Source organism: Nitrospirota bacterium, assembly GCA_016178585.1.
In the GTDB taxonomy this organism is placed as follows: domain Bacteria; phylum Nitrospirota; class Nitrospiria; order JACQBW01; family JACQBW01; genus JACOTA01.
Genome location: JACOTA010000027.1, coordinates 24,498 through 43,350 on the forward strand (window position 1 = coordinate 24,498; position 18,853 = coordinate 43,350).

Annotated in this window: 13 protein-coding genes; all 13 read left to right on the plus strand. The window is 44.9% G+C overall.

The annotated features are described in order from the left end of the window. Positions 1–12 precede the first annotated feature (12 nt). On the plus strand, positions 13–6,924 hold the full coding sequence (locus tag HYR79_04835; GenBank protein ID MBI1821017.1) for an IPT/TIG domain-containing protein: 6,912 nt from the start codon (positions 13–15) through the stop codon (positions 6,922–6,924). A 763-nt stretch (positions 6,925–7,687) separates the two neighbouring features. Then, positions 7,688–8,242, plus strand: a complete 555-nt coding sequence (locus tag HYR79_04840) for a hypothetical protein (GenBank protein MBI1821018.1) — start codon at positions 7,688–7,690, stop codon at positions 8,240–8,242. A gap of 36 nt (positions 8,243–8,278) precedes the next feature. Continuing rightward, positions 8,279–9,112, plus strand: coding sequence for a hypothetical protein (locus HYR79_04845; protein ID MBI1821019.1), 834 nt, complete (start codon positions 8,279–8,281; stop codon positions 9,110–9,112). Positions 9,113–9,552: 440 nt separating this feature from the next. After that, positions 9,553–9,747 (plus strand): hypothetical protein, encoded by a 195-nt coding sequence (locus HYR79_04850; protein ID MBI1821020.1) that lies wholly within the window; start codon positions 9,553–9,555, stop codon positions 9,745–9,747. A gap of 677 nt (positions 9,748–10,424) precedes the next feature. Then, a complete protein-coding gene (gene cobJ / locus HYR79_04855; protein MBI1821021.1) occupies positions 10,425–11,282 on the plus strand; it encodes a precorrin-3B C(17)-methyltransferase in 858 nt (285 codons plus the stop codon). 166 nt (positions 11,283–11,448) lie between these two features. Next, a complete protein-coding gene (cobM, locus tag HYR79_04860) occupies positions 11,449–12,225 on the plus strand; it encodes a precorrin-4 C(11)-methyltransferase (GenBank protein MBI1821022.1) in 777 nt (258 codons plus the stop codon). Positions 12,226–12,437: 212 nt separating this feature from the next. Continuing rightward, positions 12,438–13,019, plus strand: a complete 582-nt coding sequence (locus tag HYR79_04865) for a histidine phosphatase family protein (GenBank protein ID MBI1821023.1) — start codon at positions 12,438–12,440, stop codon at positions 13,017–13,019. Position 13,020: 1 nt separating this feature from the next. Next, on the plus strand, positions 13,021–14,526 hold the full coding sequence (locus HYR79_04870) for a cobyrinate a,c-diamide synthase (GenBank protein MBI1821024.1): 1,506 nt from the start codon (positions 13,021–13,023) through the stop codon (positions 14,524–14,526). After that, positions 14,523–15,281, plus strand: a complete 759-nt coding sequence (locus tag HYR79_04875) for a hypothetical protein (protein MBI1821025.1) — start codon at positions 14,523–14,525, stop codon at positions 15,279–15,281. Before HYR79_04870 ends, HYR79_04875 begins: the two co-directional genes overlap by 4 nt. 276 nt (positions 15,282–15,557) lie before the next feature. Beyond that, on the plus strand, positions 15,558–16,709 hold the full coding sequence (locus tag HYR79_04880; GenBank protein MBI1821026.1) for a Re/Si-specific NAD(P)(+) transhydrogenase subunit alpha: 1,152 nt from the start codon (positions 15,558–15,560) through the stop codon (positions 16,707–16,709). A gap of 44 nt (positions 16,710–16,753) precedes the next feature. Then, a complete protein-coding gene (locus HYR79_04885; protein MBI1821027.1) occupies positions 16,754–17,041 on the plus strand; it encodes an NAD(P) transhydrogenase subunit alpha in 288 nt (95 codons plus the stop codon). A gap of 5 nt (positions 17,042–17,046) precedes the next feature. Then, positions 17,047–18,429, plus strand: a complete 1,383-nt coding sequence (locus tag HYR79_04890) for an NAD(P)(+) transhydrogenase (Re/Si-specific) subunit beta (GenBank protein MBI1821028.1) — start codon at positions 17,047–17,049, stop codon at positions 18,427–18,429. A 106-nt stretch (positions 18,430–18,535) separates the two neighbouring features. Beyond that, positions 18,536–18,853: 50S ribosomal protein L9 (rplI, locus tag HYR79_04895; GenBank protein MBI1821029.1), on the plus strand; the 318-nt coding region annotated here is incomplete at its 3' end.

An 18,853-nucleotide genomic window follows, 5' to 3' on the forward strand; every position in this document is an offset into this window, starting at 1 on the left:
CGAGAAGATTAAATGGCTCAAAAGCGTAAAATAGTCCATATTACCTTCTTAATTGGCCTATTGACGATTTCAGTTATTTTTACAATATCCAAACTATTTTCTGCCACTCCTTCATTAACCATCGTTTCCGTCGGTAACGAACCCCGTGGAGGGGCCTATAACCCCTCGACCGGCAAAGGAGTGGAGTCAAACCACAACAGCAATACCATAACCATTATCAACGCGACCAACTTTACCGTAACCAATGTCACGGTCGGTTCTCATCCCTACGGCGTCGCTATCAATAACAGCACAAACAAAGCCTATATCGCCAACGAACAATCCGATACGGTCAGTGTCATTACCCTCTCCAATAATACGGTATCAGCAACAATTTCTGTTGGAAACAACCCGAGAGGGATTGCTGTCAACGCGACTACCGATGTGGGAGTCGTTGCCAACTCCAAAGCGGATACGATCTCTATCTTAAATCTTGCCAATAATAGTGTCACGGCGACCGTCGCTGTAGGAACCGATCCGGAAGGGGTGGTGATTAATCCCTCGAATAATAGCGCTTATGTTACCAATTACGGCTCCAATACGGTATCGGTCATCAATCTGGTCAATAATACCGTATCCGCTACGATTCCAGTCGGAACCGGACCATTAGGGATTGATATCAATACCACGATTTCACGAATTATGGTCGCCAACCACTTTTCCAACACCGTGAGCGTGATAAATCCGTCTACAAACGCCGTTTCAGCCACAATCAATGTCGGTCTGGCTCCATTTGGAGTAGCTATTAACTCCAGCACCGGCCTGGCCTATGTATCCAATGAATATTCCGACTCGGTCTCGGTAATTAATATGTCAACTAATGCGATCACCGCGACTTATGCGGCAGGACAAAATCCAGAAGGAATCGCGGTCGTCCCTAGCCTTAGCCTTCTCTTTGTCGTCAACGACAAGGGAAATCAGGTTTATATCATCAATCTGGCCAATCCTCCAACAACTTCTCCCTCTCCTACTGGAACCGATCCCGAAGGAGTGGTCGTCGATCCGTCAACCAACACGGCAATCACCACGAATTCCAAATCGAATAATCTTTCGGTCATTAACCTGACAACCTCGACCCTGATCACAACGATACCGGTAGGCAAAGGTCCTCAGGATGTCGCGTTGAACCCAAACACCAACAAATTAGTAACAGCCAACTCCAGAGATAATACCGCGACGATTATCGACTATCCGACCCGAACGGTCTTGGCAACCGTCTCTGTTGGCAACAGACCCAAATCGGTAGCCATCGATCCGGGATTAAACCTCGCCGCGGTTGCCAATGAACTGGATGGCACCTTAAGCCTGATTAATCTGGGGAGCTATTCGGTGACGGCCACCATTTCCACGGGATCTCATCCTACGGATATCGCGATCAATCCGACCACCCATATCGCCGTGGTGGCAAACAAAAAAACCGACCTGGTCACGATCATCAACCTTCAAACGCAAACAACGGTAACAACCCTAGCGGTAGGAAAAGATCCGGTCTCGGTATCGATCAACCCGAATACCAATAGTGCCGTGGTTGCCAATCAGAAATCTAACAGCGTCTCGATCATCAACTTAAACACCAACACCGTCACAACGACGATTTCGGGAATTGTAAACCCGATCGGATCAGACATTAACCCATCGACCAATATCGCGGTAATCATTAGCCATGAAGCGACGACCCTGACTTTAATTGATCTCTCAACCAACACGAAAAGCTCAACCTTAAGCGGCGCCGGACCCGATCCGGAAGATGTCGCGATCAACCCGAATACCAATATCGCGGTCGTCACCAATGAAACCGGCCTGGGCGTCAGCCTGATTCAACTCCCTAATTCGGTCCCGGTCTTAACCACCCTCTCTCCCAATTCCACGACGGCAGGAGGGCCGGGTTTCACGCTCACCTTAAACGGGAGCAAGTTCGTTACCACATCGACTCTGACCTTTAGTAACTTAACAATCACCCCCCAGTTTATCAGCACCACCCAGCTGTCAGCCACGATTCCAGCGTCGGCGCTTACCACAGCCGGATCGGCAACGGTCAAGGTAACCAACCCGGCGCCGGGCGGGGGAACGTCCAACAGTTTAATCTTTACAATCATTCAGGCTTTGCCGTCGATCGGTTCGATCACCCCCAGTTCAGCGACTGCCGGGAGCTCAAGCTTCCAAATGATTATAACCGGAAGCAATTTCGCAACGACTTCCACAATCAATTTCAGCGGAACGACTCTAACAGCGGTATTTGTCTCCACCAGTCAATTAAACGTCACCATTCCGGCTTCTTCCATAGTTGCCGCCGGAATTTATCCGGTTAAAGTGGTCAACCCCGGAGGATTGAATTCCAACAGCGTAAATTTTACGGTGAATAATCCAGGTCCAACGATTACGGGATTTACACCGACCAGTGGAACGGTGGGAACAGTCGTCACCATTACCGGATCAAATTTTGCCACGGTTGTATCCAATGACAAAGTCTATTTTAATGGAACCCCGGCAATTATTACTTCGGGTAATGCGACTCAAATCACCACCTCGGTTCCTCTGGGAACCACCACTGGCCCGATCTTTCTAACAACACCGTTGGGGAGTACAACATCCGCAACATCGTTTACGATACAACCGCGAAAAGATTACCAAATGATCGTCAATCCTGGTTCAGCCAGCAGTGTCCAGGGAACAAGCGTCTCCTATATTGTAAGTCTGCAAAGCATCGGTGCCGAAGCATTTTCAGAACCGGTAGGGTTATCTATCTCTAATCTGCCGGCAGGGATGACAGCCGTCTTTTCTCCAACGTCTATTTCAATCAGTCAGCCGTCTGTGCTGACCTTAACGTCATCGGCCAGTATCCCGGCGGGCACCTTGACGCTCCTTGTGCAAGGAACCGCTATCGTGGACGGAAATATCCTGAGCCACACCGCTTCGCTGAGTCTGACCACCCTTGCGTCAGGAGGCACTTCTTTGTCTGGACAGATTCTAGCCACCCGGGACGGCAGGCCGCTAGGAAACGTCAGACTGCGCCTTGGAACCTCGACTTACTATACAGACCCAGCCGGAAACTTCCTGATTCAAAATCCTCCGATCGGCACTCAGGTGATGTTGATTGATGGGGATACGGCTAACACCGCGACCTCTGCTTATCCTTCAGCGCTGCCGGTTGAATTTACCGTGACTTCAGGCCAGGCCAACACCTTACCGTATCCAATCTACCTTCATGAAATCAGCCAAAACTTTATTCCGATTAATCCGGCAGTCGATACCATTGTTACGGACGTAAATGTGCCTGATTTTCAAATGAGGATCCCGGCGGGGGTCAATATCATTGGCTGGGATGGACAGGTCAACACGAAAGTCTCAGTGACCCCCGTGCCGATTGACCGGTTACCGATTAAACTGATCCCTGCCGGTATTTACACCCGAACGGTCTATATGTTCTCGTTTGGAAAGCCGGGAGGCGGTCTACCCAGCCAACCGATTCCCGTGACCTATCCCAACGATTTGCACGGAAACCCCGGAGACCGGATGAATCTCTGGTACTATGACGAATCGGCCAACCCCGATCCCAATTCCCATCAATGGAAAATTTACGGACAGGGCACTGTGACACCCGATGGAAGGCAGATTGTTCCCGATCCTGGCGTCGGCATGCCCAAATTCTGCTGTGGCGCAACGTTTGTTTCTACCTTAGGCAGCGCCTCCAACGTCGGCCCTAATCCCAGTCCACAGGATGGAAAACAACCCAAGGGGGATCCGGTTGATCCATCCACCGGAAATTTTACGTTAACTCATACGGATCTTTCGCTTCTAGGTCCGATTCCAATTCTCGCCACCCGGATTCAGCGGAGCCTTGGCGGCCTCTATTATTATGGGACGTTTGGAATTAACTCGAGCTTCTCGTATGATCTCTTTATGGTGGTTCAGAGTCAGTCTCTTTTGTTGACGTATCCTGATGGAGAGCAATATCGCTTTGCCTTACAGACCGATGGGACTTATATCAATGGGAATTATCCCTTCTTACGAGGTGCAGTAGCGAGAATTAACTCAGATGGCACCCGATCCGTCCGGTTTAAAGATGGAACAACCTATACGTTTGGCGGCTCATACGGCCATCTCATTGAAATACAGGAAAGAAATCATAACGTGGTCAGCATTCATTTAAATACCTACGGATACGCAGATCAGATCACAGATAACCTGGGCCACTATCTTCTCATTCAGTATAATACTGGGATCTCATGTTTTTGCATTGATTTAAACGGCAATCCTGTGAACTTTATTTCGTCGATTGCTGATCATAGCGGCAGGGTTGTCAACTATACATACGCTGCCAACCGCTTAACTACCGTCACAGATCCCAATGGAGGAACGACACAATTTACTTACGATAGCGGTTCACGAATTTCCACCATAACCGACGCAAGAGGGATTACCTATCTCACCAATGTGTATGATGGGAATGACCGGGTCATTCGCCAGACCCAGGCCGATGGAGGGATTTTTCAGTTTTCTTATGATCTTACCGGAAGCGTAGTGGTTCAAACCCACGTCACCGATCCGGATGGAAACACATCGGTTTATCGGTTTAACAACATGCAGTATGTTTCGCAAAGTACAGATCCTCTAGGACAATCCACGCAAATAAACCGTGCGTTTGGGACCAATCTTCTGTCGTCCACAACAGATCCATTAGGAAGTGTCACAAGCTATACTTATGATTCAAACGGGAATATCGGGTCCTTGACCGATGCCCTGGGCAATGTGACGCAATACAGTTACGAACCGGTCTTTAATAAGCCGACTCAAATCACGGATGCTCTTGGTCAAGTTCGGACAATGGGGTATGATTCGAATGGAAATATGACCTCTGTAACCGATTCGATGGGGAATACCACCACAATGACCTATAATTCCTTCGGCAAGCTGTTGACTGTGACGGATGCGTTAGGCCAGGTGACGACCTATGGCTACGACGCAGATCTTAATCTCACGTCCATTACGGATCCTCTAGGAAACAAGACTCAGCGGTTCTATGACCCCCTCTCCCGGCTGACGACTATCATTGATCCCAGAGGAATGGGCACAGGGTTTGCGTATGATCCTTTAAACCGAGTTACCCAGATCATTGATTCAGCGGCTGGCAAGACCCAGTTTACCTACGATCCGAACGGGAATCTTTTAACGGTAACCGATGCCAAGAACCAGACGACCACGTACACCTATGATAATATGGATCGGTTGGCTACCCGAACGGATCCACTGCTGAGGTCAGAGAGTTATCTTTACGATGGAAATGGGAACTTGACGAAATTTACCGATCGAAAAGGGCAGATAACCACCTTTGGTTATGACAGCCGGAACCGGCGAAATCAATCGTCTTATGCGGATGGGTCCGTTACTAATTTTTCGTATGATTCCGTGGGAAACATTCAATCCATCACCGATACCGTGTCAAACACCCTTACTTTTGGTTACGACACACTAAACCGGTTAATTCAGGAAACAACGTCAATGGGAGGATCGATTTCTTATTTTTACGATGTTTTAGGAAGAAGAATGTCGATGACCGTCGATGGGCAGTCACCTGTAGGATATAGCTACGATTCGAATAGCCGACTAGTTTCGGTCGCGCAAGGAACTCAAACGGTGTCGATGGCTTATGATGTGCTTGGCCGAAGAACGGGTCTTGCGTATCCTAACGGAACAAATACCACTTACAATTATGATCCAGCCAGCCGGTTAACTAATATTTTGCATCAAGCAGGGGCCACGACAATAGAAAACTTAACATATAATTATGATCCAGCCGGGAATCGCGTCTCATTTGGGAGAAATGGCACACAGGCCCCTTTACCTGCGCCAGTTCAGGCAGCTTACGATGCGGCCAACGAGCAGATTCAGTTCAACTCTGGCACAGCTAATCTTTCTTATGATTCAAATGGAAATTTGATTTCCCAATCCGATGCCAATGGAACCACTAACTACACTTGGGATTCCAGGAACCGGCTCATTGGCGTTAATGGGCCAAGTGCCTCCGCAAGCTTTGTTTATGATGCATTAGGAAGAAGAATCAGTAAAATAATAAATGGAGTCCGTAAGGATTACCAATATGACGGAAATGACATTATCGCAGAAGTCGGTGGCGGCGCGGTGAGTGCAAATTATTTAAGATCGTTGAAAGTTGATGAACCGTTTATCAGGCAGTCATCGGGCAATGAGTTTTATCATGCCGATGCGTTGGGAAGTATCATGGCGTTAACGGATGCCTCGGGAGTAATTTCTACATCTTACGCTTACGAGCCGTTTGGGAAAACAACCCCTACTGGGGCCTCATCAAACCCCTTTCAATTTACCGGCAGAGAAAATGACGGCACCGGACTTTACTACTACCGTGCTCGTTATTACAGCCCCTCACTCCAAAGATTCATCTCCGAAGATCCGATAGGATTCAGAGGCGGAATTAATAAATATTCTTACGTTCTGAATAACCCTCTGAGATTTTACGATCCTTTCGGATTAGATAAAAAGCCTCCGGTCTATGTTCAAGTCTGTGATTTATCCGGTTGTGGCCCTCCATTGCCGGTACAAGATCCAAATCTAATCCAATTGCCCACGAATAACCCTAACGAATTAACATTTGGCGCCAGCGTGTGTACGGGTCCAATTTGTACCGATCAAACAGGCCAAGCTTATAGTGTAGAAAATGGAGAACAGTTCGGAGCATCTTTAGATATACGCTATGGTCCCCCTGCGGAAGGACCATTAACTGAGCAAGGTTTTCCTGTGAGAGATGAGATCTTGTTGGGAGGTGGTTATGACAGTGGAGGAGGTATTAATCTCCATATTGGTCCGGGACTTGGAACTCCATTTCCTAGGACAGTGCCAATTACACATTAACCATAGTATGACATTCATAATACTCTAACTTAAACTGATAACAAGAATACAGTCCACTCAAGGTAATAGAGGTTTGATCAGTTGAACAAAAGAATCAATTTTTTTCTGGGTGTGGCAACTTTTTGGGTGTTTTTTGGTTTTATTTTTGTGATTCTATTCGCGTTTATAGAACCAGATGTTTTTTCTAATTATTTTAGGAATTCTCAATTATTTGTCTTATTTTTTATATTTCCCTCAACTATTTTGTATATTTGGTTGACCATTTTTTATCTAAAAGAGGCTATTAATAATTATTGTCGGAATCCTTTTTTGAAAACGGCCTTGATAATGGTAATTGGTTATTTGAATGTGCTCACGTTTCCATTTTGTTTTTTTAAATTTATTTTGAAAAAATCTTTTTTCACTATTCAAAATCCAATTTCTATTGAGAATAAAATTATTAAAAATAAGTTATTTCAATACAAAACGGTTATAGGATTCTTGACATTCTTCAACCTAATACTTCCTTTTCTTTTCCAATTTGACCTTTTCAAACATTCCAGGTCTGTTCATATGAGTTTTCTCTTTGAACTGATATTTAATTTAATTCTTGTATATTTTTATCTTTATCATCTTATTGAAAACAACGATGTTCCAAAAAAGCTTAACTGGGCTATTGGTACTATGGTTCTTGGGTATGTGTTAATGCCTATTTATTATTTTAAACATATTATAACAACAAAGTAGGACAGGAAGTACGGCGGCGAGTGGAAAAGCCACTACGATTTCTTATACTTATCAATATACCGGAAGAGAACAGGATGGCACTGGGCTGTACTATAACAGAGCCCGATATTATGGTCCGTTGGAGTCAAGGTTTTTGAGTGAAGACCCGATTCTAGCACCTTTTACACCCCTTTCAGTGGGTATGTGTAGAAAAACAAATTTTACGATTTGGACCCTAACCAGAGGTGTTTCAGGAATTAATGTTCAAATGGCTCAAATGTTAAATCAATATGTTTACACGAAGAATAATCCTGTAAAGTTTAGCGATTCGAGCGGTATGATTTCCGATTCACGGCCTTGTGGAGCACAAATTGATAAGTGTGTTGATGAAACCAGAAATACTCCGGCAGGACAATGTACAGGTACTCAATATAGACTTTACTGGGGTGGTGAAAGTGGGGTTTCTCATTGCAAACAGGGAATATTTACTGAGAAGTGTCTTATTTTGGATTTGAACGAAGCTATAGCAAATTGTAGGGAATATGGTCCTCTTCCTGATTCCTGCACGAAAGGAATGTTGGACTGTATATATACTGATCCGAAAATTCGATAAAGGACATAGCAAGAATTGAAATCATTTCGTAAGAAATTGTCTGACATAATCATTTATGTTTTTCTTCTGAATGTAGTTTTTATTTCTTATGCTTCAAATAGAGTTAAAACCGATATTGAGAAATGGGAATTAATTGGAAACATTCGAAGCGTTGAAATTAGAGAAGGACTTAATATGGTCTCGCAGATTTTCTTCAACAAAGATGGAAAACTAATTGATCAAGAACTTTCAATAAAAACACCTAATGAACAGACATGGATAAAAACTCATACAAAATATACTTATAATTCTTCAGGAAAGTTGTCAGCAAAATTTTCTTACATTGATAATGGTCTGATGGACAAAAAAACACTTTATTCCTACAGTAAAAATGGAAAGGAAACAGAAGAAACAACGTATGATTCGAAGGAAGTTTTTTTATTCAAATATGTTTATATATTTAATCCCCAAGGAGATGAAATTGAGGGGAAATTTTACAAAAAATCCGATGCTGAAGAGCGTAAGTGGGTTAAATCATATGATGGTAAGGGAAATTTGACTTCTTTAATTTGGTTTAAAACAGATGGAAGCATTGATTATAAGGTTTTGTACGAATACGATGAAAATAATTATCAAAGTAAGAACTTAATTTACAAGGCCGATGGCTCTCTTGATGAAAGAAGAGAATATAAGCATGATGGCAAGGGTAATGTCATTGAAGAGATCACCTATAAGTCCGACAATTCAATCCAAGAAAAGAAGGTCTATAAGTACATGTTTGACTCAATTGGAAACTGGACCAATAAAATAACGTCAATATTTTCTAATCATTCCGGAAAACTTTCCCCTGATTCCTCTTCGACAACATTTCGGACTATTACTTATTATTAAATCTTAAATAGAATTAGAATCTCCAACTTTATCTTTGAAGGACTATATTAAGGTAACTTTAGAGAAAATATACAAAGCATTAAGTCGTTGTGCTATCGAACTAGATAAATGTGCCGACCTCATTCGTGATAGCCAATTAGAACCAGTGCGGGAGCACATACATCGAATTGGGAGTGCATTAGAAAATATAAATGAAATTCGAATGGAAATAATTAAACTGGAACCACTCCTGTTACTAATTATAACAGAATTTACGGAAACCTAATTATTGAAGTTGAAAATTTATGTAAAATCAACAATCCTCGTCAAGCAATCCAACAGCTAAAGGATTTTATTAAAATTCGACCAGGAAAAAATTTTGAGAAAATGGCGAGAAAAGAACTTGCTTTAATTAAATCACGATTTGGAATCTGAGAAAATGACGGCACCGGGCTTTGTCTATGATCCTTATAAACCGGGTAACACAAATTATCGATGCGGCAGCGGGGACGACCCAGTTTACCTATGATCCCAACAGAAATCTTTTGTTGGTAACTGATGCCAAAAATCAAACCACGATATATACCTATGACAAGAGGAAGAGGCAGTGGAAATGTTTAAAAAACTTTCAAAACTATTCGAATGGAAAATTATAGCGCAGTTGTTTGTTAACAATTTTTTTAACTTTATGGTATACGATTTTATGGCTGGAATCGTTATAGGTTTTATTATGGTAATTTTTCTATCTCCGTTCATCTGGGGATTATCTCGATTTTTTTCGTTAATGGGTGCGATGGGCGAGCGGTGGAATCATCAAGGTACCATGGCAGTTTGTTTATTCATTGCGTGTGTTGTTGTTTTGTTTTTTGTTTCTGAAAAAAATTCCCGCAAAAATATTCTTAATCATATTTGTATAATTTTTTTCAAAACTTGCTGTAAGAAGCTGGTCTCTGTTATACGATTAGGATTTATTTTATTTGGATCTGCGTTGAGCATGTTATGTTATTTTGCAACGAGTCCCCTTCATGTTGTACTAATTTTCTTAAATTCAATCCAATTTTTATTTATCCTTATTGCGATTTGGACGATGACCTATTTTTTAAATTATTTTGTGATGGATCGAGAGAGGATACTCTAAGATCTATTGTGATAATCGGACCCCCAATCCTTAGACTTTTAGATGCAATTCGGAGAGCGTTTCAATGTGGGCTGTCTGCGGAAACAAAGGGGGCGATGCGGTCGATTTTAATACGGTGTCAGATGCCTCTCTTCTGACAGAACAGTTTTTAATCTGATTGAATTGAAGGTTGTGCTTGAATAAGGAGATGAAGAAATGTCGCAAAAAGGGGAGCTTTACTTAATTGGTTTTGGGCCCGGGAGTCATGACCATCTGACCTTTAGAGCCAAGAAGGCGATTGAACAGGCCAACGTTGTTGTAGGCTACCGAACGTACATTGAGCTGGTCGCTGACCTTTTAGAAGGTAAAGAAATCATTTCTACCGGAATGACAGAAGAGATTGACCGCGCGAGGTCGGCGGTGGAACGGGCTCAAAAAGGGGACAGGGTGGCTCTGGTTTCCAGCGGCGATGTCGGAATTTACGGTATGGCGGGTCTTGTTTTTGAAATCTTGAGCGACATGAAATGGACCCCTGAAGGTTCTGATTTTTCGGTGGAAGTTATTCCGGGGATTACGGCGTTGTCCGCCGTTTCTTCCCTTGTCGGGGCCAGTTTGACGCATGATTTTGTCGCGGTTAGTTTAAGCGATCTTTTAACCCCCTGGCCGGTGATTGAGAAAAGGTTGCATGCGGCGGGACAGGGAGATTTCGTTGTGGCGCTTTATAATCCGCAAAGTAAACGGCGGAACTGGCAGCTCCAAAAGGCTCAGGATGTGTTATTGACCTATAAAAAACCCGACACGCCTGTTGCCGTCGTAAAGAGCGCCTATCGGGAAGGACAGAGGGTGGTTTTGACGACGCTTGATCAGATGGCGCAGGCTGAAGTGGGGATGTTGACGACGATCCTCATTGGAAATGATTCGACCTTCCGTTATCTTGATTTTTTAATTACGCCAAGAGGGTATTCAGGGAAATACGATCTTGATTCGGGAGAAATTTTGCATAAAGGAATTGACAGGCCGGGCCTATCGTTAAACAGGCCTCCTGATTTTAATGTTTTAAAACAACAAAACTAACGGTTTGTTTAACATCCCAGGCATGTAACCTTCTCTGCTTCGGCTCCGAAGTTTACCACCTATTTTTACGGACATTAAGGAAGGGTGACCAAACTTCGAAGAAGTCGCTGTGAAGGTCACATGCCTGTGACGTCCGTTGAACAGCGAGTGGATTTAAATTACAAAGATGAAAAAAACAATGGGTACAGATAAAATATATATCGTGGGAGCGGGGCCCGGTGATCCTGATTTATTGACTGTAAAAGGGATGCGTCTCCTTCAGGAAGCCGATGTGATTATTCACGCGGGCTCTTTGGTGAATCCGATTCTCCTTAAATTTGCCCGGCCTGATGCGGTTCTCTATGATAGCGCCGGAATGGTTCTGGAAGAAATCGTTCAAGTCATGCTCGACTCGGTTCGCGCGGGAAAAAAAACAGTTCGTCTGGCAAGCGGCGACCCCTGTATTTTCGGAGCGGTTGGCGAAATGACCGAGCCGATCATTCAAGCGGGTTTAGCGTATGAAATCGTTCCGGGTGTCAGTTCGTTTTTGGCCGGCGCCGCGGCGCTGAAACGGGAGTTGACGGTACCGGAAGTGGCGCAGACGGTTATTTTAACCCGCTGTGAAGGGAGGACTCCGATGCCGGAGTTGGAACGACTCAAAGAACTCGGTCGTCATCGGACCACGCTGATTATTTTTTTAAGCGTTCACCTGGCAAGCAAAGTTCAAGCCGACCTGTTGACCGCTTATCCCCCGGAGACCCCTGTTGCCATTGTTTATCGGGCCAGTTGGGCCGATGAAAAAATGATAAGAGGAACTCTCGAAAACCTACAAAACCTTGTCAAAGAAAATAAAATTACCAAGACCGCTTTAATTTATATCGGCAACTTTCTGGAATCTGAAGGAACCCGGTCTAAACTTTATGATGCTTCATTCACACATGGGTACAGGAAAGCTTCTCAATGAAAAGTTTCCAAGTTATGTTCAGTCTTCTTTAGTTGAGAATACCGTTGACATGGCAGAGTGTGACCTGAACAGCGACCTCTTCGAAGTTTGTTTACCCTACCTTAATGTCTTACAAAATAGATGGTAAACTTCGGAGCGCGAGCAGAGAAGGTCACACTCTGCCATGACGAAAGCCAAATGACATTTCGAAATTAAAAGTATTGATGGTGGTAATGACAGATTTGTATTTAATACGGCATGGCGAAGTGGCTTATGGAGGGGGGACCGCTTTTTATGGTCACACCGATATTGGTTTGTCGAAAGTCGGACATGCACAGGGGGACAATGTCCTGCTCCAGTTTAAAGCGGTAAACCTTGAAGCGGTTTATTCAAGCGATTTAAAGAGAGCTGTGGAAGGAGGGCGGCGGTTGGCCGATCAATCTTCGGTTCCTCTTCAGATCGATTTGAATTTAAGAGAAAGGAACTGGGGGAGATGGGAAGGTCTTACCGCGGAGGAAATTGTGACTCGATTTCCCGAAGAATGGAAGGCCTGGTGCGATGCGCCTCTTTTTTTTACGCCGCCCGATGCCGAACCGGTTGAGCTTTTTTACCGAAGGGTTACCCGAAAAATAGCTCATTTAATAAAAGCTCATTCCGGTCAGGCCGTCGCGGTGGTCTGTCACGGAGGAGTCATCCGGGCGGTTTATGCCTGGATTTCCCAAAAATGGCCTGAGGGGTTTTTCGACCTCCATCCAGGCTACGGCTCGATCCATCATCTGATTCTGGAATACGAGCAGTTACCTGAATATGAATAACATGGAAAATTCTAAAATACAGCGGAGAAAAGGCGTTTTAATTGCTGGAACCCACAGCGGGGCAGGAAAAACCACCGTGACGTTAGCCATTTTGGAAGCGTTAACCCGAAGGGGCTTTTCCATTCAAGCTTTTAAGGCAGGTCCCGATTATCTTGACCCGACCTTTCATGAAATTGCGACCGGGAGGCCTTCCAGAAACCTCGACGGATGGATGATGGGGAGAGAGAACGTTCTGAGGAGCTTTAGACAGAACACGCAGGATGTGGACTTTTCCGTTATTGAAGGAGTCATGGGGCTTTATGACGGACTCAGGGGGAGGTCGGAGGAGGGAAGTTCGGCTCAAATTGCCCAATGGCTTTCCGTTCCCGTGATTTTAGTTTTGGACGCGAAAGGGCTCGCCAGGACAGCCGCTTCCGTTGTTTCGGGGTGTCAGAAATTCGACCCCGGAATCCAAATTCAAGGGGTCATTTTTAACCGGATTGGGAGCAAAAACCACCTGGAAATTTTGAAGGAATCAGTGGAGTCCTATTGCAAAGTAAAAGTCCTGGGAGGGATTCCCTTAGACGCCTCAATGACCATTCCTGAACGTCACCTTGGTCTTGTTCAGGCGAAAGAAAGTCTGTCGGAAATGATGCGGAAGAGGCTCGCCGAGATGGCTGAGGCCAATCTTCAACTAGACGAACTTCTCAAAATGGAATGCTTGAACCATGATGAGGAGGAACCTGCCTCCTTTAAGCCGGCCAGGGAGAGGTTTGTTTGCAAAATCGGCATTGCAAAAGATGAAGCATTTCATTTTTATTACCAGGATAATTTTGACTTATTGGAGCAGGCGGGAGCCCAACTTGTTTTCTTCTCCCCGCTTCGCGATAAACAAATTCCTGATGTTGATGGGCTTTATTTTGGCGGAGGGTATCCGGAGGTTCATGCGGAAGTTTTGGCTGAGAACCTGCCAATGTTGCAGTCGATCCGGTGGTTTGCGGAAGAAGGGGGGCCGGTTTATGGGGAATGTGGCGGGCTGATGTACCTTTCGAAAGGGATTGAAACGGCGGAAGGAAAGTTTTTCCCGATGGCGGGTCTCCTTCCCGGACAGATTAAAATGGGCAAAAAGTTAAAAGCCCTTGGTTACCGCCAAATGATAAGCCTGAAAGATAATCTCCTTTTTCGCGCCGGAGAAAAAGCCAGAGGGCATGAATATCATTATTCCGAATGGCTGGAGGCTTTCCCGGATAAAGACCTGGTGGCCTGGCAGGCTGCTTATCAAGTGAAGCTACCGGCTTTGCCGGTGCGTAACGCGGGGCTCGGGGGCATCGGAGGACGCGAAGCGCCGCACGGGCCCCTGAATATAAATAAGTCCCGGGGGGGGGAGAATGAAAATTTCAAAGAAGAAGGTTTTTTCAGCGGTTCTGTTTTGGCCAGTTATGTTCACCTTCATTTTGCCTCTAATCCCTCGGCGGCATGCCGGTGGGTTTCAGCCTGTGAAGCTTATAGCAAAAGGATGAAACGATGAAAGGTGTCCATACAATTTCCGTCGCGTTTAAATTAATTATTTTTCTCCTGATCGGGGGCGTTTTCAGCCACGCTGTTTCAAAGGCTGAAGAGCTGGATCCTTCTTTACTCCTGAAAAAAATGGATGAGGTCTATGCACAAAGAGATCAGGCAGGAGCCCTGAAGAAAGGTGAGTCGCTCTGTGACCAGGCGTTGACGACAGACCTTCCCAAGGATGAGGTTTATTGGAGATTTTCCCGGCTTAAAGCCTGGCAAGGGTTTTTGTCTCAGGATCGTCCTTCCAGGTTAACTTTTTTTAAAGAAGCGGAAAGCCTGGCGAAAAAGGCGATAGACATAAACCCTCAAAATACCGAAGGCCATTTTTGGCTGGGGGTGGCTTATGGAAGAATCGGAGAGACCCAGGGGGTGTTAAAATCCTTTTTTTTAATAAAACCGATTCGGAAAGAAATGGACGAGGTTCTTAAATTAAACCCCAACCATGGGGGGGCCCACCATGTTTTAGGGGTGATGTATCATAAGCTTCCCTGGTTTAAAGGGGGATCCAACAAAAAATCTGTGGAAGAGTTCCAAAAAGCCATTGTTTTAAACGAAAACAACACCCTTTATCACCTTGATCTGGCAAAAACCTATCTGGCGATGAATCGGGAAGAAGAGGCCAACAAAGAATTGGAAGCGGTTATGACGATTGCCAATCCTTTTGATCCGGTGATGGCGGCCTTAAATAAAAAAGAAGCCCGTGCTTTATTAGGGGAATAAAGCGGGGGTTCAGGTCCGCCCAAGAACAGAGTTAGAAAGCTGTCATTGCGAACAAAGTGAAGCAATCTCAAGACTTTACGATAAGATTGCCACGCACCCTTCGGTGCTCGCAATGACATGATTAATAAGTGGGTGCGAAGTCTATCGCTGTTCTTGGGGTCCGTCTTTTTCTTGACTTGAAAGAAAGAATTAAGGTATTATTCATCATTTTTAGTCATTTTTTTATGGGTTCGAAATCAAGGCAGAAACAATTTTTAACAATCAAGGAAGTTCATCATGAAAATAGGCGTTCCTAAAGAGATTATTCCCCAAGAACGGCGGGTCGCCCTTATTCCGGAATCGATCAAACGGATTCTAAAAAAAGGGTTCGAAGTGGTCGTTGAAACCGGCGCGGGGGAGTTTGCCCTTATTCCGGACAGTGAATATGAAAAAGCAGGCGCAAAGGTGGTCTCTTCACCTGAGGCTCTTTATAGCGAGGCTGACGTGATCTTAAAAGTTCAACGGCCGGCTTTAAACACAAAATTAAATAAAGACGAAATTGACCTGATGAAAGAAGGGGCAGTTTTAATCGCGTTTTTACAGCCGGTTAATTTTCCTGACCTGATTCAAAAGATAGCGGCGCGAAATATCACCTCGTTTTCAATGGATGCCATTCCCCGAACGACCCTTGCCCAGAGTATGGATGCCTTAAGCTCCATGGCGACGGTGGCAGGTTATAAAGCCGTGATCACGGCGGCAAACGCCATTGGCAAGTTTTTCCCGATGTTTATGACAGCGGCAGGGACAATTGCTCCCGCCAAAGTCCTGATTCTGGGAGCCGGCGTTGCGGGTCTGCAGGCCATTGCCACGGCAAAACGTTTGGGCGGGGTGGTGGAAGTTTTTGATACACGTCCTGCGTGTAAAGAACAGGTGGAAAGCCTGGGTGTTAAGTTTATTGAACTTGATGTTAAGCATGAAGAAGCCCAGGACGCAGGGGGATATGCCAAACAGCTTTCAGAAGATGTGATTAATCAGGAAAAAGAATTGATTCAAAAACATATCCTCGCGGCAGACGTGGTGATTACCACGGCTCAAGTCTATGGGAAAAAAGCGCCTATCCTGATTACTGAATCGATGGTGAAAGAGATGAAAAAAGGGTCTTGCATCGTAGATCTGGCGGTTGAGCAGGGAGGAAATTGTGAGTTGAGCGAGCCGGGCAAAGAGGTCGTAAAACATGGTGTCATTATTAACGGGTTTATGAATATTCCAAGTTCGATGCCTGTCCATGCCAGCCAGATGTATTCCCGGAATCTTGAGAAGTTTTTATTCCATTTGACGAACGAAAAAGGCTTTAAGTTGGACATGAATGACGAAATTACCCATGGGTCTATCATTACCCATAAAGGGGAAATTCTTTATAGAAAAGTTAAGGAAGCTGTAGCAAAATAATCTACTGTTATTAATGTTTTTAGAGGTTGTTGAGAAGGAAAATTATGTTATCTCCATTCATGGTCGATATCTATGTCCTGATGCTCGCCGGGTTTGTTGGATTTGAGCTGATTCGAAAAGTTCCGCCGACCCTCCATACGCCGTTGATGTCTGGAACCAATGCCATTACCGGAATCTCGCTGGTCGGGGCTTTGGTGGCTGCCGGTCATCAAGGGGGAACCACAGCGACGATATTAGGATTACTTGCCGTGATCTCAGCCTCTATCAATGTCGTCGGCGGATTTATGCTGACCGACCGGATGTTAAAAATGTTTAAGAAGAAGGAAAAATAAGAGACATGGTTAACCATTTAATTGACATTGTCTATCTGATTTCATCTGTTTTAGTGATCATAGGAATAAAAAGACTCAATTCTCCGGATACCGCCCGTAGCGGGAATCTTTTTTCGACCCTGGCCATTTTTCTGGCCGTGGTGGTCACCCTTCTGAATAAGGAAATTGTCCAGTTTCATACGATTTTAATCGGGGCGGCGATTGGCGGCACCATTGGCGTGATTTTTGCCAGAATGGTTAAAATGACCGAAATGCCAGAGATGATCGCCATGTTAAACGGTTTTGGAAGCATCTCTTCAGCCTTAATCGGCATCACAGAGTTTTACCGGACGTTCCCCAATTCCGACGGATTTTCAGTGACCGCCATTATCCTTTCGGCCATCGTGGGAGCCAGTACTTTCTCCGGGAGCATTATCGCCTTTGCAAAACTCCGTGAGGTGATGACCGGAAAAGCCATTTTGTACAGGTTTCAGCATCCTCTCAACCTTCTCATGTTCCTGGCCATTGTTGGTTTTTCGATTTATCTTCCATTTCAACCGGACAGCAATTCTTCTTTTATTATGATCAATGTCCTGGCTCTTGTTTTGGGCATTACCCTGGTGCTTCCCATCGGGGGAGCCGATATGCCGGTGGTCATTGCTCTTCACAATTCCTATTCCGGAGTCGCCGTATTGGTGACCGGATTTTTGTTTAATAATAATGTCCTGATTATTATTGGATCGCTGGTGGGGTCCTCCGGTATGATCCTGACCTATGTGATGTGCAAGGGGATGAACCGATCGGTCATTAATGTCATGTTCGGGGCCGTCGCGACTGAGAATAAAAGCGCGTCCAGTAACGGAAAACCCGCAAGAAGAAGCGTGGTTAAAGAGTATTCGATTGAAGACGCCATTACAGTGCTCCAAAATTGCCGTTCTCTTATCGTTGTCCCGGGTTACGGTCTTGCGGCCGCTCAGGCTCAGCATGCGGTGAGGGAGCTCGTGGACCTGTTAGAAGAGAGAGGCGTTTCTGTCAAATACGCCATCCATCCGGTGGCGGGTCGCATGCCGGGCCATATGAACGTCCTTCTGGCTGAAGCGAATGTGCCTTATCCGCAGTTATATGATATGGACGATATTAATGATGAGTTTGCGAAAACAGATGTGGCTCTTGTCATCGGAGCCAACGATGTGGTCAATCCGGCCGCAAAAAATACTCCGGAAAGTCCAATTTACGGCATGCCAATTCTGGATGTTGAAAGTACAAAGGCGGTTATTGTGCTCAAAAGAAGCATGAACCCCGGGTTTGCCGGAATAGAAAATGAGCTGTTTGAACGGCCAAATACCATGATGGTTTTTGGTGATGCCCGAAAAACAGTAAATGAATTTATTAAAGGGATAAAAGAGTAAGTGAAGCAACTGGCTTTGCCAGTGCGAAACGCGGGGTTCGGGGGCATCGGAGAATGCGAAGCATCGCACGGGCCCCTGAATATGATAAAGAGAAAAGGGGTAAGGTATGAAGGTTATCTTAAAAGAAGACGTTGAACATTTAGGAAAAATGGGCACCCAGCTCGAAGTGAAAGATGGATATGCGCGTAATTTTTTGATTCCCAGAAAAAAGGCCGTTCTGGCAACCGATAAAAATACAAAAGCGTTAGATCATGAAAAACGTGTGATTGACGTCAAGTTGAAAAAAATTAAAAAGGAGGCCGGGGATCTGAGTGAAAAAATTCAGTCGTTGACGCTTCATTTGACGGTTCAGGTGGGAGAAGGGGACAAGCTTTTTGGTTCCGTTACTTCGCAGGATATCGTCGAAGCCCTGGCAAAAGAATCG